21 protein-coding genes and 1 tRNA gene are annotated in these 20929 nt (G+C 62.0%); 13 read left to right on the top strand and 9 right to left on the bottom strand.

What is annotated here, in order from left to right:
* The first annotated feature begins 11 nt into the window (after positions 1-11).
* Complete coding sequence (locus RSE12_15210; GenBank protein WRH61707.1) at positions 12-1481, top strand: sensor histidine kinase; 1470 nt, start codon at positions 12-14, stop codon at positions 1479-1481.
* Complete coding sequence (locus RSE12_15205) at positions 1482-2117, top strand: response regulator transcription factor (GenBank protein ID WRH61706.1); 636 nt, start codon at positions 1482-1484, stop codon at positions 2115-2117. It abuts the gene before it with no gap.
* 48 nt (positions 2118-2165) lie between these two features.
* Here RSE12_15205 and RSE12_15200 read toward each other — a convergent pair.
* Together RSE12_15200 and RSE12_15195 are read right to left on the bottom strand one after the other, a co-directional pair.
* Positions 2166-2238: transfer RNA gene (locus RSE12_15200), tRNA-Ile, on the bottom strand.
* Positions 2239-2292: 54 nt separating this feature from the next.
* Entirely contained in the window at positions 2293-2481 is a 189-nt protein-coding gene (locus RSE12_15195; GenBank protein ID WRH61705.1) for a hypothetical protein, read from the bottom strand.
* A gap of 166 nt (positions 2482-2647) precedes the next feature.
* Between RSE12_15195 and purM the strand changes: the two genes are divergently transcribed.
* From purM to rnd, 3 genes are all read left to right on the top strand, one after another.
* Entirely contained in the window at positions 2648-3685 is a 1038-nt protein-coding gene (purM, locus tag RSE12_15190; GenBank protein ID WRH61704.1) for a phosphoribosylformylglycinamidine cyclo-ligase, read from the top strand.
* The gene (gene purN / locus RSE12_15185) at positions 3682-4275 is read left to right on the top strand and encodes a phosphoribosylglycinamide formyltransferase (GenBank protein WRH61703.1); all 594 of its coding nucleotides are present in this window, start codon (positions 3682-3684) and stop codon (positions 4273-4275) included. Before purM ends, purN begins: the two co-directional genes overlap by 4 nt.
* A 103-nt stretch (positions 4276-4378) precedes the next feature.
* Complete coding sequence (rnd, locus tag RSE12_15180; GenBank protein WRH64837.1) at positions 4379-5536, top strand: ribonuclease D; 1158 nt, start codon at positions 4379-4381, stop codon at positions 5534-5536.
* 13 nt (positions 5537-5549) lie between these two features.
* Here rnd and RSE12_15175 read toward each other — a convergent pair whose 3' ends face one another.
* The gene (locus RSE12_15175) at positions 5550-6002 is read right to left on the bottom strand and encodes a hypothetical protein (GenBank protein WRH61702.1); all 453 of its coding nucleotides are present in this window, start codon (positions 6000-6002) and stop codon (positions 5550-5552) included.
* A gap of 140 nt (positions 6003-6142) precedes the next feature.
* Between RSE12_15175 and RSE12_15170 the strand changes: the two genes are divergently transcribed.
* Entirely contained in the window at positions 6143-6556 is a 414-nt protein-coding gene (locus tag RSE12_15170; GenBank protein ID WRH61701.1) for a SufE family protein, read from the top strand.
* Here the strand turns inward: RSE12_15170 and RSE12_15165 are convergent.
* From RSE12_15165 to cobT, 3 genes are all read right to left on the bottom strand, one after another.
* Positions 6553-6894: a DUF427 domain-containing protein gene (locus RSE12_15165; protein WRH61700.1), complete on the bottom strand. Its 342-nt coding sequence runs from the start codon at positions 6892-6894 to the stop codon at positions 6553-6555. The two genes, RSE12_15170 and RSE12_15165, sit on opposite strands and share 4 nt — an antisense overlap.
* A gap of 116 nt (positions 6895-7010) precedes the next feature.
* Positions 7011-8807, bottom strand: a complete 1797-nt coding sequence (locus RSE12_15160; protein WRH61699.1) for an aminopeptidase P family protein — start codon at positions 8805-8807, stop codon at positions 7011-7013.
* A 70-nt stretch (positions 8808-8877) separates the two neighbouring features.
* Positions 8878-10746, bottom strand: a complete 1869-nt coding sequence (gene cobT / locus RSE12_15155) for a cobaltochelatase subunit CobT (GenBank protein ID WRH61698.1) — start codon at positions 10744-10746, stop codon at positions 8878-8880.
* 214 nt (positions 10747-10960) lie between these two features.
* Between cobT and RSE12_15150 the strand changes: the two genes are divergently transcribed.
* Entirely contained in the window at positions 10961-11545 is a 585-nt protein-coding gene (locus RSE12_15150) for an NADPH-dependent FMN reductase (protein ID WRH61697.1), read from the top strand.
* A 426-nt stretch (positions 11546-11971) separates the two neighbouring features.
* A complete protein-coding gene (locus RSE12_15145) occupies positions 11972-12691 on the top strand; it encodes a hypothetical protein (GenBank protein WRH61696.1) in 720 nt (239 codons plus the stop codon).
* Between the two features lie 21 nt (positions 12692-12712).
* Here RSE12_15145 and RSE12_15140 read toward each other — a convergent pair whose 3' ends face one another.
* On the bottom strand, positions 12713-13105 hold the full coding sequence (locus RSE12_15140) for a hypothetical protein (protein ID WRH61695.1): 393 nt from the start codon (positions 13103-13105) through the stop codon (positions 12713-12715).
* Positions 13106-13343: 238 nt separating this feature from the next.
* Between RSE12_15140 and RSE12_15135 the strand changes: the two genes are divergently transcribed.
* The 3 genes from RSE12_15135 to RSE12_15125 all read left to right on the top strand — a co-directional run bounded on the left by RSE12_15135 (position 13344) and on the right by RSE12_15125 (position 17945).
* Positions 13344-13685 (top strand): hypothetical protein, encoded by a 342-nt coding sequence (locus RSE12_15135; GenBank protein WRH61694.1) that lies wholly within the window; start codon positions 13344-13346, stop codon positions 13683-13685.
* A 57-nt stretch (positions 13686-13742) separates the two neighbouring features.
* Positions 13743-15716 (top strand): calcium-binding protein, encoded by a 1974-nt coding sequence (locus tag RSE12_15130; GenBank protein ID WRH61693.1) that lies wholly within the window; start codon positions 13743-13745, stop codon positions 15714-15716.
* Between the two features lie 687 nt (positions 15717-16403).
* Positions 16404-17945: a hypothetical protein gene (locus RSE12_15125; protein ID WRH61692.1), complete on the top strand. Its 1542-nt coding sequence runs from the start codon at positions 16404-16406 to the stop codon at positions 17943-17945.
* A 62-nt stretch (positions 17946-18007) separates the two neighbouring features.
* On the opposite strand, the gene cobS is transcribed toward RSE12_15125, so the two are convergent.
* Positions 18008-18994 carry a cobaltochelatase subunit CobS gene (cobS, locus tag RSE12_15120; protein WRH61691.1) on the bottom strand — a complete coding sequence of 329 codons (987 nt, stop codon included), beginning with the start codon at positions 18992-18994 and terminating at the stop codon, positions 18008-18010.
* 232 nt (positions 18995-19226) lie between these two features.
* Here cobS and msrB point away from each other — a divergent pair, with 232 nt between their 5' ends.
* Positions 19227-19709 (top strand): peptide-methionine (R)-S-oxide reductase MsrB, encoded by a 483-nt coding sequence (gene msrB / locus RSE12_15115; GenBank protein ID WRH61690.1) that lies wholly within the window; start codon positions 19227-19229, stop codon positions 19707-19709.
* A 109-nt stretch (positions 19710-19818) separates the two neighbouring features.
* Positions 19819-20238, top strand: a complete 420-nt coding sequence (locus RSE12_15110) for a hypothetical protein (protein ID WRH61689.1) — start codon at positions 19819-19821, stop codon at positions 20236-20238.
* On the opposite strand, the gene RSE12_15105 is transcribed toward RSE12_15110, so the two are convergent.
* Positions 20223-20858: a J domain-containing protein gene (locus RSE12_15105; protein WRH61688.1), complete on the bottom strand. Its 636-nt coding sequence runs from the start codon at positions 20856-20858 to the stop codon at positions 20223-20225. The two genes, RSE12_15110 and RSE12_15105, sit on opposite strands and share 16 nt — an antisense overlap.
* Positions 20859-20929 lie beyond the last annotated feature (71 nt).

The following is a 20929-nucleotide window of genomic DNA, read 5'->3' as shown; positions in this document are numbered from 1 at the left end:
AGATTCCCGGCATGACTCAGCCCCATCGCCCCAGCCTTGCCGCCCCTGTTCTGCCCGCGACGACCGCCGCCGCGCCCCGAATCGCATGGCGCGAGCGGTTTGCCGGGCTGGCGTTGCTGCACCGCTTTGCCCTTGTGGGCAGCGTGGTCAGCCTGATCGGGATGCTGGTAATCGGTGGGCTGGTCAGCCGATCCATCGAGATGGGGGTGGTGCGAAACTCGGCCATTTCGAGCGCAGTCTATATGGAAAGTTTCATTGCGCCGCTGTCGCAACCGCTGGCTGAGGCGCGCCAGCTTTCGCCAGAGGCGATTGCACACATGCGCGATATTCTGGAACGACCTCCGCTTTCCGAACGGGTCTGGTCGGTCAAGATCTGGCGCGCCGATGGATTTGTCGCCTTTTCCAGCGATCCCGGCGTGATCGGACAGACCTTCGTGCCCAGCGTCGAGTTGGAGGCGGCCTTGAAAGGCCAGCTGTCAGCCAGTTTTGACCAGCTGGACGATGCGGAGAGCGAGAATGAGCGCCAAAGCGGGGTGCCGCTGCTAGAGGTTTACAACCCGATCCATTCGATCCTTACGGGTGAGGTGATCGCGGTGGCAGAGTTCTATCTGGTAGCGACCGAACTGGAAGCGGATATCTGGATAGCGCAGGCGAGGGCATGGGCCATGGTGGCGGCTGTGACCGGGGTCACCTTTGCCGCACTGTTCGGCATCGTGCAGGCCGGCAGCCGCACCATTGAGGCCCAGACAAGCGCGCTGGCCAGCCGTCTGGCGGAACTGGCGCAGATTTCGGCCCAAAACGAAGCGCTGCGCGCACGGGTGCAAGAGGCCGCCAAGCGTGTGAGCGAGACGACCGAGCGCCAGATGCGCCGGATCAGTGCCGAATTGCATGACGGTCCGGCGCAGGCCCTCGCTTTGGCATCTTTGCGGCTGGATGCGCTGATGCGGCGGGCGCGGCTGTCGGCCGACGATACCGAGGCGCAGGCGCTTCGCGAAGCGCTGGATGAGGCGCTGGCCGATGTCCGCGATCTTTGCCGGGGTCTGACGCTGCCCGATCTGAGGGGCAGCACGGTGGCGCAAGTGCTGGACCGGGCGATTGGCGCGCAAGAGCGCCGCACCGGGATTGTTGTCATCCGTGACAGCACGCAGGGAGGCTGGCCCGATGTGCCAGCCTCGCATCCGATTCTGATCTGCCTGTACCGCTTTGTGCAGGAAGGCCTGATGAACAGCTATCGCCACGCCCCGGGGGCCGAGGTGCGGGTGGGGTGCACGCTTGACGCAGGGCGGCTGTCGGTGATCGTGGCGGATGCCGGGCCGGGCTTTGATCCGGCCGCGCAGGTAGAGCCGAATTCTGCAGGGACGGGGCTTGGCCTGTCCGGATTAAGGGAACGCGTCGAGAGTATTGGCGGCAGTTTCAGCATAGCCACGGCCCCGGGCCAAGGTGTGCGGCTGTTGCTGGAGTTGCCAGTTGAGGAAAGCTGAATGGACAGCATCCATATCGTTGTTGCCGACGACCACCCGCTCTTGCGCGGCGGGGTGGTTCTTTCGTTGCAGGAGCATGGCGGGTTCACCGTGGTGGCGCAGGCCGGAACCGCCGATGACGCGGTGACAGCCGTCGAGGCGCATATGCCCGACGTCGTGTTGCTGGACGTGTCAATGCCGGGGTCGGGGCTGGTGGCGGCGGCCACCATCGCACGGCGTTTTCCTGCCGTGGCCATCGTTATGCTGACTGTGTCCGAAGCGGATGACGATCTGCTGGCCGCGCTTCGCGCAGGGGCACGGGGGTATGTGCTAAAGGGGGTCGGCGCACAGGAATTGGTGGATGTGCTGCAAGGTGTGGTTCAGGGCGGTTCCTACGTATCGCCCGCGCTGGCCGCGCGCGTTCTGGCGGCGATGCAGGGGCAGGGCGCCCGCGATCTGCCCGAAGTGGAGGCGCTGGCATCGCGCGAGCAAGAGATTCTGAGACTGGTCGCGACAGGCCAATCGAACAAGGAAATCGCCCGTGCGCTGGATCTTCAGGAAAAGACCATCAAGCACCACATGACCAATATCCTGCACAAGTTGCAGGTGCGCAACCGCGTGGAAGCTGCGCTGAAGGCGCGGGAAATGGGGCTTTAAGCGGGCCGAAGGTCCAGCGGCTGAATCATCGCGCCTGCGGGAGATGCGTAGGGCCGGAGGGACTCGAACCCCCAACCAAGGCGTTATGAGCGCCCGGCTCTAACCATTGAGCTACAGCCCCGCACGCATTGGCCTAAGGCCATTGGCAGCAGGGGTCAAGGTGGCGGAAATGGTGTCAGTCACCATCGGGGGCCAACTGTCGCATCACGGCCCAAGCGGCGGGGACACCCAGCGCGAAACCAAGCGCGGCAGAGCCCAGGATGGCCTTGAGTGTGACCATCCCCATGGTCAGCACAATGATGACCCCGACCCCGGCAAGCGAGGGGCCGATCAGGGCGTAGAGCAGCAGGAACAGTCGGGACATGTGCGATCTTCCTCGGACGCGGGATGGCCCCTATTTGCCACCTTTGCGGGCGGTCTTCCTTGATCCGTGTCAAGCGGCGCGGGCTTTGGCCTTTGCGCCGTTGCGATGGGGCAGAGGCTGGTATATGGCCTGCGCGCAACAGCGGCACAGCGGCGGAGCGAGCGCGATGACGAACGGCCTTACCTATGCGCAGGCGGGTGTGGATATCGACGCGGGCAACGCGCTGGTCGAACGGATCAAGCCCGCGGCCAAGCGCACCGCCCGGTCGGGCAGCATGTCTGGCTTGGGCGGTTTTGGTGCGCTGTTCGATCTGAAGGCGGCGGGATACAGCGACCCGATCCTAGTGGCGGCGACCGATGGGGTGGGCACCAAGCTGCGCATCGCCATTGATACCGGGAATGTGGATACGATCGGCATCGACCTTGTCGCGATGTGCGTCAACGATCTGGTCTGTCAGGGCGCGGAGCCGCTGCTGTTTCTGGATTACTTCGCCACCGGCAAGTTGGACGTGGATCAGGCCACGCGGATCATCGAAGGCATCGCCACGGGCTGCGAGGCATCAGGCTGCGCGTTGATCGGCGGGGAAACGGCCGAGATGCCGGGGATGTATCACAAGGGCGATTTCGACCTTGCCGGGTTTGCCGTGGGCGCGATGGAGCGGGGGGCAGATCTGCCCGCCGGGGTGGCCGAGGGCGATGTGCTGTTGGGCCTTGGGTCCAACGGGGTGCATTCGAACGGCTACAGTTTCGTGCGCAAGGTGGTGGAACTGTCGGGGCTGGGGTGGGATGCGGCATCGCCATTCTCGGATGGCGCGCTGGGCGAGGCGCTGCTGGCGCCGACGCGGCTTTATGTGAAGCAGGCACTTGCTGCGATCCGGGCGGGGGGTGTGCATGGGTTGGCGCATATCACCGGGGGTGGCCTGACGGAAAACCCGCCGCGCGTGCTGCCCGAAGGGCTGGCCTGTGCGATCGACCTGAACGCCTGGACCCTGCCGCCGGTGTTCCGCTGGCTGGCGACAACGGCGAACATGACGCAGGCGGAACTGCTGAAAACTTTCAACTGCGGGATCGGGATGATCCTTGTGGTGGCCCCAGACCGGGCCGAGGCGATTTCCGCCCTGCTGGCAGAGATGGGTGAGACGGTCTTTACACTTGGTCATGTGGTGCCGGGGGAAGGCGTGGTCTATTCGGGCAAGATCCTGTGACAGCCCGCGTCGCCATCCTGATATCCGGGGGTGGGTCGAATATGATGGCGCTGGTGCGGGATATGCTGGGGGGGAACCATCCGGCACAGCCCGTTCTGGTGGCATCGAACGATCCGGGCGCGCAGGGGCTGACAAAGGCCGCAGCGTTCGGCGTGCCGGTGGCGGCGGTGGATCACCGCCCCTTTGGCAAAGACCGCGCTGCGTTCGAGGCGGCGCTGGTGGAGCCGATCCTTGCCGCGCAGCCCGATATCCTTTGCCTTGCCGGGTTCATGCGGGTGCTTACACCTGCATTCGTGAACCGGTTCGCGGGGCGGATGCTGAACATCCACCCGTCGCTTTTGCCAAAATATCCCGGCCTGCACACCCATCAGCGCGCGCTGGATGCGGGGGATACTGAGGCCGGTTGCACCGTGCATGAGGTGACGCCGGTGCTTGATGATGGCCCCATTCTGGGGCAGGCGCGGGTGCCGGTGCTGCCGGGGGACAATGCCGACATGCTGGCCGCGCGGGTGCTGGTGCAGGAGCACCGTCTTTATCCTGCTGTGCTGCGCCGCTTTGCGGTGGGGGAGCGCCGGCCGCTTTACCTGTAGCCGGACGCAGCGTTTCTTCATGATGCCTTTCATTTTCCCGCTGTCCCGCCTATAGCGATAGGGCGGGATGACCCCGTGCCACCCAGGCCAACCGGAAGGCATGATGCGTACAATAACAACGACCGAAGACCTCGCCGCCTTCTGTGAAGCCGCAAAATCCCAGCCCTATGTGACCATCGACACCGAATTCCTGCGGGAACGGACCTATTGGTCAAAGCTGTGCCTGATCCAGATGGCGCTGCCGGGCAAGACCGGGGATGCCGTGCTGGTCGATCCCATCGCGGGCGAAGACATGAGCATGGAGCCGCTTTACGACCTGTTCCGCCACAAGGCGACGGTCAAGGTGTTCCACGCCGCGCGGCAGGATCTGGAAATCTTTTTTGTCGAAGGCAAGGTGTTCCCCGATCCGCTGTTCGACACGCAGATCGCCGCCATGGTCTGCGGCTTTGGCGAACAGGTGGGCTATGAAACGCTCGTCAAGAAGATTGCCAAGGAAAACCTCGACAAGACATCGCGCTTTACTGATTGGTCGCGGCGGCCCTTGTCGAGCGCGCAGCAGGAATATGCCCTGGCCGATGTCACCCATCTGCGGGTGATCTATGAATGGCTGGCGGGGCAGTTGGCCAAGAATGGCCGCACACGCTGGGTGGAAGAAGAACTGTCGATCCTGACCGATCCAGCCACCTATACGGTGCATCCTGATGAGGCCTGGCTGCGGGTGAAGACGCGCACCACCTCGGGGCGGTTTCTGGCGGTGGTCAAGGAACTGGCGCGCTTCCGCGAGGAATATGCCCAACGTCTGAACGTGCCCCGGTCGCGGGTGATGAAGGATGATGCTCTGCTGGAGCTGGCATCGACCCGGCCCACATCCATGGAAGAGCTGGGCCGGTCGCGGCTGCTGCTGCGCGAGGGGCGCAAACCCGAGATTGCCGATGGCATTCTGGCCGCGATCAAGGCGGGGATGGAGATGAAATCCGAAGACATGCCCAAGCCCGACCTGAGCCGCGAACAGTTGCAGGTCAACCCGGCGCTGGCCGATCTGCTGCGGGTGCTGCTCAAGGCCAAATCGGAACAGTTGGGGGTGGCGTCGAAGCTGATCGCCTCTGCCGCTGATCTGGATGCCATCGCGGCGGGCGAGCGCGAGGTTGAGGCGCTGACCGGATGGCGGTTTGAGGCGTTTGGCGAGGATGCGCTGCGCCTGTGCAAGGGCGAGATCGCCCTGTCTGCCAAGGGAACGGAAGTGCGGGTGGTGCGTCTGTGACGCACCGCCTGACTTAGCGGCGCGACGACAGCGCGTTGGTCGCGCCCTGCACCACGATTTCGCGGACCTGATCCAGCTTCACGTTCGACAGCGAAATGGCGACCGTAATCTCGCGTGAGCGGGGGGTACCTTCCGGCGTTTCGGTGATCGGCGGGAAGACGCGGAAATCAAACACCAGAACGCCGTTTTCATCGATCGGGCGGGGAACAAGCTCTGCGTCCCACCAGCCTTGCGAAGGCGGGATGCCCTTGGCGCGGACAATGGCCCCGGCGCTGTAGGGATCAACCGAGAGGGTCAGGACCTGCGATACCAGCAGGCGCTGGTCCTGCGGGGCGGCGGTGGTGACCGTCTCGCGCGGTTCGGCCCGGCCAAACCAGTTGAACGGGTTCAACCGCGATTCCCGGATCATGCCGCAGCCCGATACCACCAGCACCACGCCCAACGCCGCCAGAACTGTTCGTTTCATCCCGGTCCCCTGTCTGTTGCCTCTTGGGTAGCCGATGGCGGCGGATTTGAAAAGCACCCGGTTGCGACAAAGCCTTGGGGCGCGGGCTGGACCTTTTGGTCGGCAGACCCTAGGTCTTGGCCCCAATACAGGAGCGTGTGATGGCCACCCCCGCCTTTGAAGACCTGACTGAGACCTTTGAATTCCTGGATGACTGGGAAGACCGCTATCGTCATGTGATCGAACTGGGCAAGGCCTTTGCCCCGATGGATGACGCGCTGAAGGTGCCTGCAACCAAGGTGCAGGGCTGTGCGAGCCAGGTGTGGATTCAGCCGGTCATCAGCGATGGCCGCTTCGATTTTCAGGGCGACAGCGACGCGATGATCGTGAAGGGGCTGATCGCCGTGCTGCATACCCTTTACGCCGGATTGCCGGTGGCCGAAGTCGTAGCGGTGGATGCCCCTGCCGAGCTTGGGCGGCTGGGGTTGACGGATCATCTGTCGTCGCAGCGGTCCAACGGGCTGCGTGCGATGGTGGAACGCATCCGGCACGTGGCGGCAGAGGCAGCGGCCTAGCGCGGTTCGACCCGGACTTTGTCTTCGTAAAAGGCCAGATGCCCCGCGATGGCCTCGGCCCCCGCAATGGGGTTTTCGTAAGACCAGACCGCGTTGTCGAGCCGCGCTTCGGGCGTGGTAACGCTGTAATAACGGGCCTCGCCCTTGTGCGGGCAGGTGGTGTGTCGGTCGCTGGCATCAAGCAGCGCCATCGCAACATCTTCGCGCGGGACATAGATCACCGGGGCGCGCGATCCCTCGATCAGTTCAAGCGCGCGATCCGTTTCGCCGATGATGGCCCCGCTGGCCCTGATGATATAGCGGCCCGGGACGGGCCTGATTTCCAAGGTCGTTGTCATGACATCCTCCCCCATCAAGGTTGAAAGGATGATCCTACCCAGAGGTTGCGGCAACGAGTCGTTCTGGAGTCGGCGTCCTTCTGCCCGAAACCGCCAGAGTTGCGCAGGATTCTGCCTTAAACTTGGGCGCAGGCGGTTTGCAGCCAGTCTCGCGCTGTCGCGGACAGGCGGGGGGAGAGCCGCGCCAGCACCTCGGCATGATAGGCGTTCAGCCAGTCGCGTTCATCCGGCGACAGGCGGTCAGTGCGGATCAGGCGGCGGTCGAACGGGGCGAAGGTGAGCGTTTCAAAGCTGAGTTGGTCACGCCCGTCGCCCAGTGTGGCCGCGGGTTGGACCACGATCAGATTTTCCAGCCGAATCCCGAAGGCGCCTTCGCGGTAATAGCCCGGCTCGTTCGACAGGATCATGCCGGGTTCAAGCGGCACCTCGGAAATGCGGGAAATGCGCTGCGGCCCTTCATGCACCGACAGGAAGGCCCCCACGCCATGGCCGGTGCCGTGGTCAAAATCCATGCCCGCAACCCAAAGCGGGAAGCGCGCCAGCGCGTCGAGATCGCGCCCGGCGATGCCGCGCGGCCAGCGGGCGCGGGAAATGGCGATCAGGCCTTGGAGCACACGGGTATAGCAATCGCGCGCCTCGGACCCCGGATCGCCCACGGCGATGGTACGGGTGATATCGGTGGTGCCATCGGCATATTGCGCGCCGCTGTCGACCAGCAGGAGTTCGTTCTGCCGCACGGGGCGGTTTGTCTCGGTTGTCACGCGGTAATGCATGATCGCGCCGTTCCGGCCTGCGCCGCAGATCGTATCAAAGCTGATATCATGCAGCACGTTCGTCGCCCTGCGATGGCCTTCAAGCGCGGTGACGACGTCGATTTCGGTCAGCCCGCCCTTTGGGGCCTCATGGTCCAGCCAGCAGAGAAATTCCACCACCGCCGCGCCGTCACGCAGATGCGCCTCGCGCATTCCGGCCACTTCGGCGGCGTTCTTGCAGGCCTTGGGCAGGCGGCAGGGATCGTCGCCCCAGGCGACGGTTGCGCCTCCCTCTGCAACCAGCTGCGACACGGCCAGCGGCGCGGTGCCGCGATCCACCCGAATGGTGCCGGTCAACGCCTTGATCGCGGGGGCAAAATCGGCGGGCGCGTGCAGGCGGACGCTCACATCCAGCGCATTGCGCGCCGCGTCATTGAGTTTGGCGGAGGCGAGGAAGGCATCGACCGACCCGTCATCATGCAGGATGGCAAAGCCGTGCAGGATCGGATTGCGCGGGACATCTGCGCCGCGCAGGTTGAGCAGCCAGCACAGCGAGTCGGGCAGGGTGATCACCGCCGCCGACTGCCCGTCCTTGCGCAGGTTTGCCGCCAGCCGGGTGCGTTTCTCGACCGACGTTTCCCCCGCCAATGTGACAGGATGGGGGAAGGCCGCGCCCGCAGGCGGGGCGGGCTGATCGGGCCAGATCGCATCGACGGCATTGGCGACGGCGCGCAGGGTCACACCCGATCCTTCCAGCGCGGCCTCGATCCGGGCGATTTCATCGGCGCTGTGCAGCCACGGGTCGAACCCCACCACGCCTGTCTCCAGATGATCGCGGATCCATTGCCCCGGCTTCACCTCGGGCCAAGGAACGGGGGTATAGGCAGCAAGATCGACCTGGCCTTTCACTTGCACGCGATACCGACCGTCGATGAACACGCCTGCCACATCCGGCAGCACGATGGCAAAGCCCGCAGAGCCGGTGAAACCCGTGAGCCATTGCAAGCGTTCATCGCGTGCCGCGACATATTCGCCCTGATGTACATCGGCGCGGGGGATCAGGAACCCGGCCAAGCCTTCGGCGCGCAGATGATCGCGCAGGCGCGCCAGACGCCCCGGTCCGGCGGCCGGGTCGGAGGTCGTCTCAAAGCTCTGGAACATGCTTTCACCCGTTCTTCAAATATCCTCGGGGGGAATGGGCCGAAGGCCCAGAGGGGGCTGAAAGCCCCCTTTACCCCGCCCGCCGCAGGCCCGCCTTGGCCCGCTTTTTCGGATCGACTTCGAACAGCCCGGCAAGCTGTTCGGTCATGGCTCCGGCAAGCTGTTCCACATCGGTGATCGTGACGGCGCGCTGATAATAGCGCGTCACGTCATGGCCGATGCCGATGGCGATCAGTTCCACCTGACGCCGCCGTTCCACCATGGAGATCACGTCGCGCAGGTGTTTTTCCAGGAAATTCGCGGGGTTGACCGACAGGGTCGAGTCGTCCACCGGTGCACCGTCGGAAATGACCATCAGGATCTTGCGCGCCTCGGGCCGGGACATCATGCGGCGATGCGCCCATTCCAGCGCCTCGCCATCGATGTTTTCCTTCAAAAGGCCTTCTTTCATCATCAGACCCAGATTGGGCCGCGCGCGCCGCCAAGGCGCATCGGCGGATTTGTAGATGATATGGCGCAGATCGTTCAGGCGGCCCGGCCCCTGCGGGCGACCCTGCGCCAGCCAGCGTTCGCGCGACTGCCCGCCTTTCCAGGCGCGGGTGGTGAAGCCGAGGATTTCCACCTTGACGCTGCACCGTTCCAGCGTGCGCGCCAGCACATCGGCGCAGATCGCGGCGATGGAGATCGGACGCCCGCGCATGGATCCGGAATTATCCAGAAGCAGCGTCACGCAGGTATCGCGGAATTCGGTGTCCTTTTCCTGTTTGAACGACAGGGGCGTGGTGGGGTTCGCCACCACCCGCGCCAAGCGGCCTGCATCCAGTGTGCCTTCCTCCAGATCGAACAGCCATGAGCGGTTCTGCTGCGCCTGAAGGCGGCGTTGCAGCTTATTGGCCAGACGGCTGACCGCGCCTTTCAGGGGCTCCAACTGCTGATCGAGATAGGCGCGCAGGCGTTCCAACTCGGCCGCCTCGGCCAGATCCTCGGCACGGATTTCTTCATCGAAATCCGTTGTATAGACGGTGTAGTTCGGATCGGCATCGGAATAGGGGGCAGGGGGCGGCGGCTCTAGCGGGGCCTCGCCTTCGGGCAATTCTGCCTCATCGCCCTGTTCCATATCGGCGCTGTCTTCCATCGTGACCTGCGCCTGCGACTGATCCTGCTGCTCCTCTTGGCTGCGTTCGGGGGCGGCCTCGGATTCGTCGCTGTCCTGTTCATCCTCGCCCGCGCTGTCGGGGCTGTCCTGATCTTCTTCGGCTTCGCCCTGCTGATCGTCGGGATCGCTTTGATCCGGGTCGTCGCCCAGCTGATCGCCATAGCCGAGGTCGGAAATCACCTTGCGGGCAAGACGGGCGAAGGCGGCCTGATCGTCCAGCACGTGATCCACGTTTTCCAAGGTGCCGCCGGCCTGTTCTTCGATGAAGCCACGCCAGAGTTCCATGACGTTGCCGGCACCTTTGGGCATGTCGCGGCCCGTCGCCAGATGGCGCACAAGATAGCCCGCCGCCACGGCCAAGGGGGCATCCTGCATGCTGGTGATCTGGGAATATCCTTTGCGATCAGCCTCATGCGAGATCTTGGCGTCGATGTTGACGGCGGTGCCCGGCATGGCGCGGGCACCCACGGCCTCGCATCTTGCGGTTTCCATCGCCTCATAAATCTCGCGGGCGAGGTTGCCTTGGGGGGCATAGCGGGCGGCGACCGTGTCATCGTGGAACTTGCGGCGCAGGGCGAAGGCATCGGCGGTTCCGCGCGCCAGCATCACCTCATCCCGGGTCATGCGGCGGGAGACCTGCGGCAGGCGCACGCCTTCGCGGTTCATCCCGGGCGGATCGACCGAATAGGACACGGTCATTTCGGGATCGTCCGCCATCGTGCGTGTGGCCTCGGCCAGCGCTTTCTTGAAGGGATCGGCGGGGTTGTCGTTGGGTTTGGTCATCGGGTCATGCCTGAAACAGCGGCCAAAAGGCTTTGCGCCAGAGTGTCACCCCGGGGTGCCGGGGGCAAGGGCGGGCGCGGGAAATATGGGGCCATACGGCAAACTTCGTGCATGGGCGCACATGGGGGTTGCAGCCGCGCCGAATTGCAAGATTCCGAGCGATAACCACTTATTCAGCACAGAACTCAACCTCCTGAATGGACTGGAAAATCCCATGAGCAATCCGAAAATCGCCCTTATCATCGGCTCTACCCGCGCGTCGCGCTTTGCTGACATTCCCGCCCAGTGGATGCTGGCGCAGGCGAAGGCCCGTACCGATATGGATGTCGAACTGGTCGACCTGCGCGACTTTGACCTGCCGCTGTTTGACGAGGTCGCCTCGAACGCTTGGGCGCCGTCGCAATCGCCCGCCGCGGTGAAGTGGCAGAAGAAGCTGGCCGAGTTCGACGGCTATATCTTTGTGGTGGCCGAATATAACCGCTCCATCACCGGCGCGCTGAAGAACGCGCTGGATCAGGCCTATGTCGAATGGGCGAAAAAGCCCTTTACGGCAATGGCTTATGGTTCGGTCGGCGGCACCCGCGCGATGGAGCATCTGCGCCTGATCGGCGTGGAACTTCAGATGGTTCCGACGCGCAACGCCGTGCATCTGGGCATGGGCGATTTCTTCAAGGTCCATCCGGGCATGGGCGGTTCGGGCAATATGGCCGATGTGGAGGCCAACCTGCTGCCCGCCGCAACGGCCTCGCTGGATGATCTGGTTTGGTGGGCGAACGCGACCAAAGCCGCGCGCGGCTGATCTTTCCCACATCTCCCTGTCGGGGAAAGGGGTGGCCGTTTGGCCGCCCCTTTTCTTTTTCTGCGCCGGTTTTGCGTTGTTAACACAAAGGGTTGGCCGGAAACGGGCGTGCAGCGCGTGGTGCAGACGCCGGTGCAGACGGGCGTATGCACGCAGCGCACGGTGTTGGGGCGTTAAGGTTAACGTTTGAGGAAGGGGTTGGGGGATTCTGCGCGCTTTCGCGAGGCGGGCTTCGGACCACTTGCGGTCGGATTGACAAGGGCGGTGGTGTTGGGTTTTTTAAGCGGATGCAACTTTGGGTTGCAGTCTCGGTTGCGGGTTTACTGGGGAGTAAGGGGTGCGTGGGTGTGGGGACTTCTTGGCTGGGGTGATCCGGCTGGCCGCTTTTGCTTGGGGCGGATGCCGTGAACGCGTCAGGGCGATCTGATGGTGACGGCCCTGCTGCGGCGTTTGCTTGCGATCTCGGTCCTTGTCGGGGTGCCGCTCGGTTCGCTTTGGGTGCTGTTTGGCGACAACCTGCCTCAGTCGGTTCGCCCGACGCGAGAGCCGGGGGCAGAGGAGACGCCATTTGTATCCTCGACAGTGACAGATGATCTGAGCGAGGAGCATCCCTTCCTCATGTCCAATGGAAAGCGGTATCGCGACCTCTACCCCTTGTCGAACCGAGAGGCGAAAAACGCTCGCTCGAATTACGGGACAGCGCCGTTCGATTTCCCTTCGGCGCAGTCCTGCTTGCACGGAAGTCTTCCTGAAGGCGCACCGCCGACCCATCACAAGCTGGCTTGGGACAAATTATTGACCGTTGGGGCGGTTGAGGTCTGCCTTGTGCGCGTGATGCGCAGGTTCTTAGAGGTGGAGAAAGCGGTGGCTTGGCTGGGGGCACAGGGGCTTGCGCGCCAATCTGGCACAGAACCCATCGCACCAGATGACAGCGCGGTTTTCTTTTTGTGGAACCCTGCGACTAATGGAGGGCCGCACGCGCTCTGGAATGCAATGAGCGAGCGCGAGAGATCGATCCGACTGAGCTTTGTTGTCACGATGAGTTTTTGCAGTGACCCGCGAGACTGCAGCAGCCTAGATGCACCCATTATCGGTTCGCACTCATTTGCTTTCGATGTGGGGTTTAACACAGTCTACCACAAGTAGAGAGGTCAGCGCTCCACCCGGTCAGGACAGATAGGCCTCACATGACCGCAGGAGCGTTTCCGCCCGCTTTGCGGCGCGAGTCTGGTCTGGTGCGGGGCCGTGGCGGGATTGGCCCAGCAGGGCGGCGTGGGCGGCCTTGGCCTCGACCCGCCAGGCCATGACCTGCGCCTCTTGCCCCGGCGGGGTGAGGGAGGCCACCACATCCAGCACCGCAGACCGCCGCGCCTTGGTGATGTCAGATGCTGGGCCATCGACCAACCATTGATGCTCCATCAGCGCCGACATGCGGCCTGCACAGGTGGCGAAGAAGTGGAGGGGGTTGTCGGGGATGTCCCTGTCGGTCTGCGCGGCCGCGGGTGCGGCAAGCGCGCAGAGGAGCAAGGGGGTGCACAGGTGTGTTTTCAAAGCGCCCATTAATAGAGCATGATTGCATTCATTTTGGTTATCAAGTGTGCGGAAATATAACTTTGGTCTGTATTGGAGACGATTGACAGGTAAGTCAATCTTGGGTTTTCTTGCCGCAAGACAACGCTCGGTTGCGTGTCGGCTGAGGGTATTTGGTGCGTGGGTGTTGGTGGGTTTTGACCGGGCGGATAGAGCGGGCATCCTTTCCCTTGGGTGGTTGCCCTGATCCCGTGGCAGCGGCTGCGACATGAACCTGCTGCGTCGGCTTCTGGATATTGGGGTTTTTGACGGGGTGCGGGTGGGCTCGCCCTCGGTTCGTTTCGGTGGCACGCTTTCTGCGCATACCTGTCTGCGGCGCGTGGTGCCGGATTTGGCGCGCGATCTGCCCGAGGCGTTTTCGGTCACCATTCGCGGGGATCGGGACCGGACGTCCTTTGTGGCGTCGGGACGCAAGGATGAAAACATCCGTTGGGCCGGGCTGCCCGAAAATCGCAGAAGGGAGCGGGCCGGGTCGAAGGCTGAGTTTGGCGTCCGCCAGAGGTCCAGCCTTTGCGGGCAGGTGGAAGGCACCGCGCAATGCGCGCTGTAGCACGATGTCTTTGTCTAAATGTGATCGAATTTTAACGAGTGAAGGGGTGTTGTCCGAATGACCATATATCTTGGTGGGAACCGTTTGCCTGCTGTGCCGCTGTACGGGCATTTGCAGATTGTCCGAGCGGGCCGTGAACTGGAAGTCCAACCCTCGGACGGTTTTCTGGGCGAATGGACGGAGAACAGCTTTTGGGCCTTTCAGAACAGGTCGGTGAACGGCACCGGGGCCGGAGGTTATTCGAATACACCCGGCTATGGCGTCTGGGGTCTTTATGCGCAGGTCGCCCTTGATATCGGTGATCGGAGCGACGCGGATGTCTGGCGGGTGTTGGCTGCCGCAACGGTGCAATTCACGGCACAGATGAACCTGTCCATCCCATACAATGCCGTCGCGCCTGCCTTTAACAGCAACAGCTTTATCACCACCCTGCTTTCGATCATCGGGATCGAGGTTGCAGAATATATCGGCGGGGCCTCACCTGCCGAGGTTTTCGATCCGGTGACGGGCAGCACGCTTTATTTTCTGAGCTTCCCGGGGGCCGGGAACAACGCGCTTGATTATCCTGAGTACTCTCCCGATTTCCGCCTGTTCGGCGGGGCGTCGAATGACATCATCCGAACCGGTTTCGGCGATGACACGATCAACGGAGGTGCGGGGGACGACTCGCTTTCCGGGGCCGCAGGAAATGACAGTCTGAACGGGACAACGGGCAATGACATCCTGGATGGCGGGGAGGGTGACGACTGGTTGCACGGGGGCGTTGATGCCGATCTGCTGGATGGGGGTCTTGGCAGCGATACGTTGGACGGTGCGGCGGGCAATGATACGCTGTTGGGAATCGATGGCAGCGATACCCTGACGGGTGGTGCCGGGGCCGATCTTCTGGATGGGGGAGAGGCGGCGGATCGGCTTGATGCCGGGTCGGGCAATGACACCCTTCGGTTTGATGAAGATGACTTCATCTTTGGCGGAGCCGGGCGCGACGTGGCCTATATGTCGGCTTTCCCGCAATCGGTGACGGAACAAGCCGTGGCTGTGCGTGGCTTTGCGCTGAACATGGATGAGGCCGGGATTGAAGTGCTGATCGCGCCTGCGGCTTTTCTTGGGGTGGGTGGCGATACGATCACCGGGATCGGCGCGAATGACATGGTCGCCGCCGGTGGCGGGGATGATGTGATGGTGATTGACCGCACCACGGGAAGCGGGCCGACGATCCTTTGGGGGGGTGAGGGGGCGGATACGTTCGACTTCCTGCTTGGGCAGGATCGGGGGCGGCCGCTGGGGATCATGGTGGTCAATGTCGACAATCTGACGGAGGGCAACTTTGCCTCGTTCGATCGTTCGATGATCTCGGTGCCGGAAGGGTTCCGTTGGGGGATGATCGACGCGATCATCATCAATCCCGATGCCGGGGATCGCATCATGGCGGATGGTGTGTTGCAGGGGACCAGCGTTCAGCAGCATCTTATCACCCACCGATACCGGCTTCGGGATGGGCAGGAGGAAACCCAACTGGTTGCGACGCGGTCCTATGTGGCGGGATCGCTGGATCCGGACGTTCCCGGTGGCATTGCGGGCAATTACGATGTCCGCTTTCTGGGCGGTGGGGTGCAGGAGGTTTTCGGCGCAGCGGCGACGCCCTATCATGTGAACTTCCATCGGTATGAGTCGACAGAGGTGGAACAGGCGGTGACCGAAGCCTTTGGGCCGCGCTGGTGGACGGGCGTTCTGAACCCTGCCGAAGCGCAGCGGGTGATGGCCTCCTATGGCGTCGATTATCTGCTCGAAGAGCATTACGTCACCAACCTGAACCATGTGCTGGCCTATACGCGGGGCTATGGGCAAGCGCCTGCCGGGCGCGTGATCGACGGCACGCCGCTGGGCGTTCCCTCGATCGACGCGCTGCCTGCGTTCACGCGGGCGGATGCGTTCGGTCCGTGGTTCGTGCTGGGGGGCGAATTCGACGGCGCATCGCTGGAGTCGCTGGACCGGTTCCGCGTGACGATGCCGGACGCGCCCTTGCTTTGATCGTCAGGCCTGCAGGGGATGCTGTGTCAGACCGGATGGCCCCGTGAGGGGGCCTTTCCGCGGGCGGGGCTGGGGCGTTGGTGTGTTGATTGGTGGGTGGGGTGTTCTGGTGCCTATGGGGGGCACGCCCCACACCGCCGCCCGTGGCGCCTTGGTGATGGGGGAGGCGGGGCCATCCACCAGCCGTTGATGTTTCATCTGGGTCGATTGGTGGCTGGCGCAGGTGGTGAAGGCGTGGAGGGGGTCGTCGGGGACGTCACTCTGGGCCTGCGCCGGGAGGGGGGCAGCGAGGGCGCAGAGCAGCGCCGGAAGGAGGAATGTTCGCAAACCGCCCATGTTGGCAGGATCAGGCAGGATTTTTGGGTTAGCAAGTGGGCGGTTTGGGGGGGTCTTGAAGTACAAACTGTACTAGCAAAAACTTGGCGCGCAACGTTTACAGTGGCGGCGGTTCTGACTCTAAATGCGATGGTTGTAGGAGGCGCAACTTGACCACAGTAAGTGAAGGCTTGTGCAAATTGCGGTTTAGATGGCTTGAGAGGACTGCAAGTAGCCCAATGCAAACTTGATCTGAATGTTTACACTATGTTGTATAACCGTAGGTGGGAAATTGGCTTGAGGAGTGCTCAAGCTAAAGAATGCCGGCGGTCGTAGCGTGCTTGTAAACAGTGACCTAAGTGGAATTGCGAAATGAAGGAAGAGCAATCAACATCTACCAACAGTGAAATCGCATTGGACGAAATCACTACTGAGCAAGATTCGGTCCATGTTTGGAGGCAACGCTTGCGAAAGATGGTCTGGCCATTACACGCGGCTTTTCCTAATACTGTTCCAAGCCCATACGGAGATGAGACGGATTATTTCCTAGAACTCGATAAGGAAGAGAATGCCAAGTCACAAATTGAGGATGGCGTAAGCCTTCGCCTTGCTTGCATAATGGTGACTGAGTTATTCGGGCCAAACGAAATTGACTCACTTTATGAATCGCTTGAAAGAATAGGATGGGATCAAGATGGGATGTTTGCGCGATCTGATTCGAATGTTGAATGGCTGAAAGCGCAGCGTCTTTATGGCGCTTTTGGTTATTTACCACTTGGGAGGATCATACGGGCTAGCGAAGCCAAGAGCTATCACTTTGTAAGATATACGGCAGATTTTCCAAGAGAGTTTTCTTCGCTGCTGGTCAATATTTCGCAGCTCACTCCCTCAACAACGTGTTTAAGTGTTGGCTTTGTGCTCGCGGACAATGTGGCGAACGAATACGCTAGTGCAATAAACGCGCCTGCGAGAACAGTCCGAGTTCCAAAGAGACGTTTCAAATCCTATTCAATAAAGGGTGCCGAACATGTCAAAAGAGAACGCGTTCGTAACATTAGAAGAAAGTATCTCAAATTAGGCGTTGGATGGGTATCGAAGAACTTTCCTGGCTACTTCAGCGCAAGTGGTCAGCAAGGAAAGTTTCCTACGGCGGAATTTCTATCCTTGGACGGCTTTACAGCCTTTGAGCGAGATGCTGAAAGAAAAAGAAACTGGCTACACTGGTCGAGATTTCTGAACATCGAAGATGACTTGGGCAGTTGGGTTTGCACATCTGTTCCGTCTTTGCGGTTCTCTTTCGAACATGGATATCGTGATGACCTCCCTAATCATATGACAATAGCTCTACGCTGGGACGATCTAAGTGAGAGTGAGAAAGATTTATTTCAAGATGATAGTCTGTTTATCAGAACATTCTTTGCTCGCGAAAAATTGGGCGGAATAATCGCCAGATTTGCGTTGGCAAGTTATCTTCGGGAGTTGCTTAGATACTTAAAGGAAACACAACAATCTTTATCTTTTCGTTCAAAGCCACATCGGTCCACAAGTCAAATTGACAGGATCAGTGCGTTCTTCAGTCAATCCATCGGGGTTCCGATGGTTGCACGCGAAGTACTAGCACTTTCTCAGAATGACGCGTCCTTTCAATGGAACGCCACTGGCTTTACTCGGAAGACCAGCGTCGGAAAGGAAATTGCTGACATAAAGGATGGTTTAAAATCTCTTCTCGCGCAGCTTTCTAAGCGGCTTCTCGAAGAAGATCGCGATACGCGTGAACTATTAAATCAGCTTTCGTCAGCAATCGGTACTCGAGAAAGCGTTCTGGCACAGGGGCGCATGGAGTTTATTGCACGGGTTGCCTTAGCTGTAGCCGTGGCTTCTTTAATAGCAGCGGCGGTGACGATTTTTAAGTGAAGTGGAGGTGAAAAGCTAAATGGGATCAACTTGATCCGGACACTTGTTCACCTTCCCCCACCTCACTTCATCGCCATACTCGCCGCGCTTTCCGGGAGTTCCTCGCCGAAGCAGCGTTGGTAGAACTCGGCCACCGTCTGGCGTTCCAGTTCGTCGCATTTGTTCAGGAAGGACAGCCGGAAGGCGTAGCCGACGTTGCGGAAAATCTCGGCGTTCTGGGCCCAGTTCAGGACGGTGCGCGGGCTCATCACGGTCGACAGGTCGCCGTTCATGAAGGCGGTGCGGGTGAGGTCGGCCACGGTGACCATCTGGCTGATGGTCTTGCGGCCCTTTTCCGTGTTGTAATGCGGGGATTTCGCCAGAACGATGGCGGCCTCGGCATCGTGGGACAGGTAGTTCAGCGTGGCCACGAGCGACCAGCGGTCCATCTGGGCCTGGTTGATCTGCTGGGTCCCGTGGTAAAGGCCCGTCGTATCGCCCAAGCCCACGGTGTTTGCCGTGGCGAAGAGGCGGAAGGACGGGTGGGGGGTGATGATCTCATTCTGGTCCAAGAGCGTGAGCTTGCCGTCATGTTCCAGCACGCGCTGGATGACGAACATCACATCGGCGCGGCCGGCATCGTATTCGTCGAACACGATGGCCACGGCGTTGCGCAGCGCCCAAGGCAGGATGCCTTCGTGGAATTCGGTGACCTGCTTGCCGTCGCGCAGCTTGATCGCGTCTTTGCCGATCAGGTCGATCCGGGAGATGTGGCTGTCGAGGTTGACGCGCACGCAGGGCCAGTTGAGCCGGGCGGCCACCTGTTCGATATGGGTGGATTTGCCGGTGCCGTGATAGCCCTGGATCATCACGCGGCGGTTGTAGGCAAAGCCTGCCAGGATCGCCAGCGTCGTGTCCGGGTCGAATTTATAGGTGGGGTCGATATCGGGCACGCGATCGGTCCGGTCGGCGAAGCCCTTCACCTTCATATCGGTGTCGATCCCGAAAACATCCCGGACCGAGATTTCTTCGGTGGGTTTCATCACAGTGTCCAGCATACCGTCCGCCATCGTTTCGCGTCGCGCCCTGAGTTCGGGCCATGGGAAGTGTGTGGAACATATCGCGGGGGGCTGCAAGGGGAAGGGCGGCAATGGGCGGGCAGGACGCGACATCAGGCCGCCGGGGGGGCGGGGATGCGGGGTTTGGGGGGGAGGGAAACGCAATCGCGTGATCGGGTGAAACCTTGTGCCGCGCCGGGGCGTAACTTCTGCCACTATGACCCGCATCCAAGGGAGGATCCCGATGCACCGCCGCCACCTTCTGCGCCTGACCGCGCTTGCCGCCCTGTTCCCCGTCCTGCGGCCCGCTTTGGGGCCTGCCATGGCGTCTGAGGGGGATTTCCCGTTCAAGCTGACCGATGCCGAATGGCGGGCAAAGCTGACGCCGCTGCAATATGCCGTGCTGCGGGAAGAGGATACCGAACGCGCCGGGACCAGCCCGCTGGACAAGGAAACGCGGGCGGGGGTCTATCACTGCGCGGGCTGCGATCTGGCGGCCTATTCGTCTGAGCACAAATATGATAGCGGCACGGGGTGGCCGAGCTTCTGGCAATCGCTGCCGGGGACGATCGGCACCAAGGAAGACAACAGCCTGTTCGCCACGCGGACCGAGGTGCATTGTATCCGCTGCGGCGGGCATTTCGGGCATATCTTCGACGATGGTCCGGAGCCGACGGGGATGCGCCATTGCCTGAACGGCGCGGCGCTGACGTTTCGGGCGGCCTGATCGGCCAGTCTTGACCAGCCTGTCTTGATCGGCATGGCTTGATCGGCGTGGCTTGATCGGGCGGGTGAGGCAGGCCAGATAGGGACAAGCCTTATCTGGAGCCGCCCCCATGACCCTGCGTGATCGACTGACCCTTGTGCTGCCGCTGGCGCTGTTGATGGCGGCGGCGGTGGCGCGGGCGGAGTTGGGGGCGGATACCGAGGCCTCAGTTCTGTTCACCCCGGCTTTTGCCCGCGCGCTGCCGGTAGCGGCAGTCGTGGCCTGGATCGTGGCGCCCGGTTTCGGGCGGCCCGGTCTGGCGGGCTGGCTGCGCGCGGGCATTCTGTCGGCGCTGGTGCTGGTTGTGGCAGGGCTGGCGGCTGCGCTCATCTTGCCGGTGCTGCAGCCCGAAGGTGGGCCTGCGGCTTTGCTGCTGGCGCTGCCGCACTATCCGCTCGCCTGGGGAAGCGCGCTGTTCGGCGCGGCTGTGGCGCAGCTGATGGCGCTGCGCCAGCAACGCGGGGTATGGCCGGGTCAGTCGCGGAAGTAGCGGCTGTCCTTGATCTGATCCCAGGCCCAGACGACCTCTTGCAACCGGTCCTCATCGCTGCGGTCGCCGCCGTTCATGTCGGGGTGCAGATCCTTGACCAGTGATTTATAGGCCTTGCGGATTTCGGCCTTGGTCATGGTGTCGCGGGCATCCAGAATTTCCAGTGCCTTGCGTTCGGTGGCGGGCAGTTTGCGGGTGGCGTTGCCGGTGGGTTTGGCCGGGTTGAGTGTGGCCTTTTCACCAAGGATCGCCATGGGATCATCCACGCCGAGGCGTGACCAGGCGCGGCCTTCATCGGGGCGCTTGCCGAAAGGCTGGGTGGCGCGGCCCCAGACGCGGTCCTCATCAAGAAACTTCTTGAACTCTTCATCGGTGGAACCCTGGAAAAAGTTCCACTTCAGGTTGTATTCGCGGACGTGATCCTTGCAGAACCAGAAGTACTCATCGAGGTGGTCTGGCGATTTCGGGGCGCGGTAGGCCCCCTGTTCGGAACAGCCCGGATATTCGCAGCCTTTCTGCGATGTCTCGAACGCGCCGGACATGCCGCGCCGGGTGGTCTTGCGGCGCTTCTTGTCGGAAGAGACGCGGATGTCGAACTCAAAAGGGGGACGGGTAGACATGTTTCGCGCTGGCCTTTCCGACTCGGAGGCAAGAGTTTAGGGGTTATCGCGGCAGATAGAAGGGGCCTTCG

Origin of the sequence: Fuscovulum sp., from assembly GCA_035192965.1 — a bacterium.
In the GTDB taxonomy this organism is placed as follows: Bacteria; Pseudomonadota; Alphaproteobacteria; order Rhodobacterales; family Rhodobacteraceae; genus Paragemmobacter.
Note: the sequence above shows the minus strand (reverse complement) of the source record. Positions and strands in the feature narration are given on the sequence as shown.

Excerpts from the sequence above, each read along its gene's own strand:
- RSE12_15210 (WRH61707.1), top strand. The coding sequence starts at position 12 with ATGACTCAGCCCCATCGCCCCAGCCTTGCCGCCCCTGTTCTGCCCGCG.
- RSE12_15205 (WRH61706.1), top strand. The coding sequence starts at position 1,482 with ATGGACAGCATCCATATCGTTGTTGCCGACGACCACCCGCTCTTGCGC.
- RSE12_15195 (WRH61705.1), bottom strand. The coding sequence starts at position 2,481 with ATGTCCCGACTGTTCCTGCTGCTCTACGCCCTGATCGGCCCCTCGCTT.
- purM (WRH61704.1), top strand. The coding sequence starts at position 2,648 with ATGACGAACGGCCTTACCTATGCGCAGGCGGGTGTGGATATCGACGCG.
- rnd (WRH64837.1), top strand. The coding sequence starts at position 4,379 with ATGCGTACAATAACAACGACCGAAGACCTCGCCGCCTTCTGTGAAGCC.
- RSE12_15175 (WRH61702.1), bottom strand. The coding sequence starts at position 6,002 with ATGAAACGAACAGTTCTGGCGGCGTTGGGCGTGGTGCTGGTGGTATCG.
- RSE12_15170 (WRH61701.1), top strand. The coding sequence starts at position 6,143 with ATGGCCACCCCCGCCTTTGAAGACCTGACTGAGACCTTTGAATTCCTG.
- RSE12_15165 (WRH61700.1), bottom strand. The coding sequence starts at position 6,894 with ATGACAACGACCTTGGAAATCAGGCCCGTCCCGGGCCGCTATATCATC.
- RSE12_15160 (WRH61699.1), bottom strand. The coding sequence starts at position 8,807 with ATGTTCCAGAGCTTTGAGACGACCTCCGACCCGGCCGCCGGACCGGGG.
- cobT (WRH61698.1), bottom strand. The coding sequence starts at position 10,746 with ATGACCAAACCCAACGACAACCCCGCCGATCCCTTCAAGAAAGCGCTG.
- RSE12_15150 (WRH61697.1), top strand. The coding sequence starts at position 10,961 with ATGAGCAATCCGAAAATCGCCCTTATCATCGGCTCTACCCGCGCGTCG.
- RSE12_15145 (WRH61696.1), top strand. The coding sequence starts at position 11,972 with ATGGTGACGGCCCTGCTGCGGCGTTTGCTTGCGATCTCGGTCCTTGTC.
- RSE12_15140 (WRH61695.1), bottom strand. The coding sequence starts at position 13,105 with ATGGGCGCTTTGAAAACACACCTGTGCACCCCCTTGCTCCTCTGCGCG.
- RSE12_15135 (WRH61694.1), top strand. The coding sequence starts at position 13,344 with ATGAACCTGCTGCGTCGGCTTCTGGATATTGGGGTTTTTGACGGGGTG.
- RSE12_15130 (WRH61693.1), top strand. The coding sequence starts at position 13,743 with ATGACCATATATCTTGGTGGGAACCGTTTGCCTGCTGTGCCGCTGTAC.
- RSE12_15125 (WRH61692.1), top strand. The coding sequence starts at position 16,404 with ATGAAGGAAGAGCAATCAACATCTACCAACAGTGAAATCGCATTGGAC.
- cobS (WRH61691.1), bottom strand. The coding sequence starts at position 18,994 with ATGGCGGACGGTATGCTGGACACTGTGATGAAACCCACCGAAGAAATC.
- msrB (WRH61690.1), top strand. The coding sequence starts at position 19,227 with ATGCACCGCCGCCACCTTCTGCGCCTGACCGCGCTTGCCGCCCTGTTC.
- RSE12_15110 (WRH61689.1), top strand. The coding sequence starts at position 19,819 with ATGACCCTGCGTGATCGACTGACCCTTGTGCTGCCGCTGGCGCTGTTG.
- RSE12_15105 (WRH61688.1), bottom strand. The coding sequence starts at position 20,858 with ATGTCTACCCGTCCCCCTTTTGAGTTCGACATCCGCGTCTCTTCCGAC.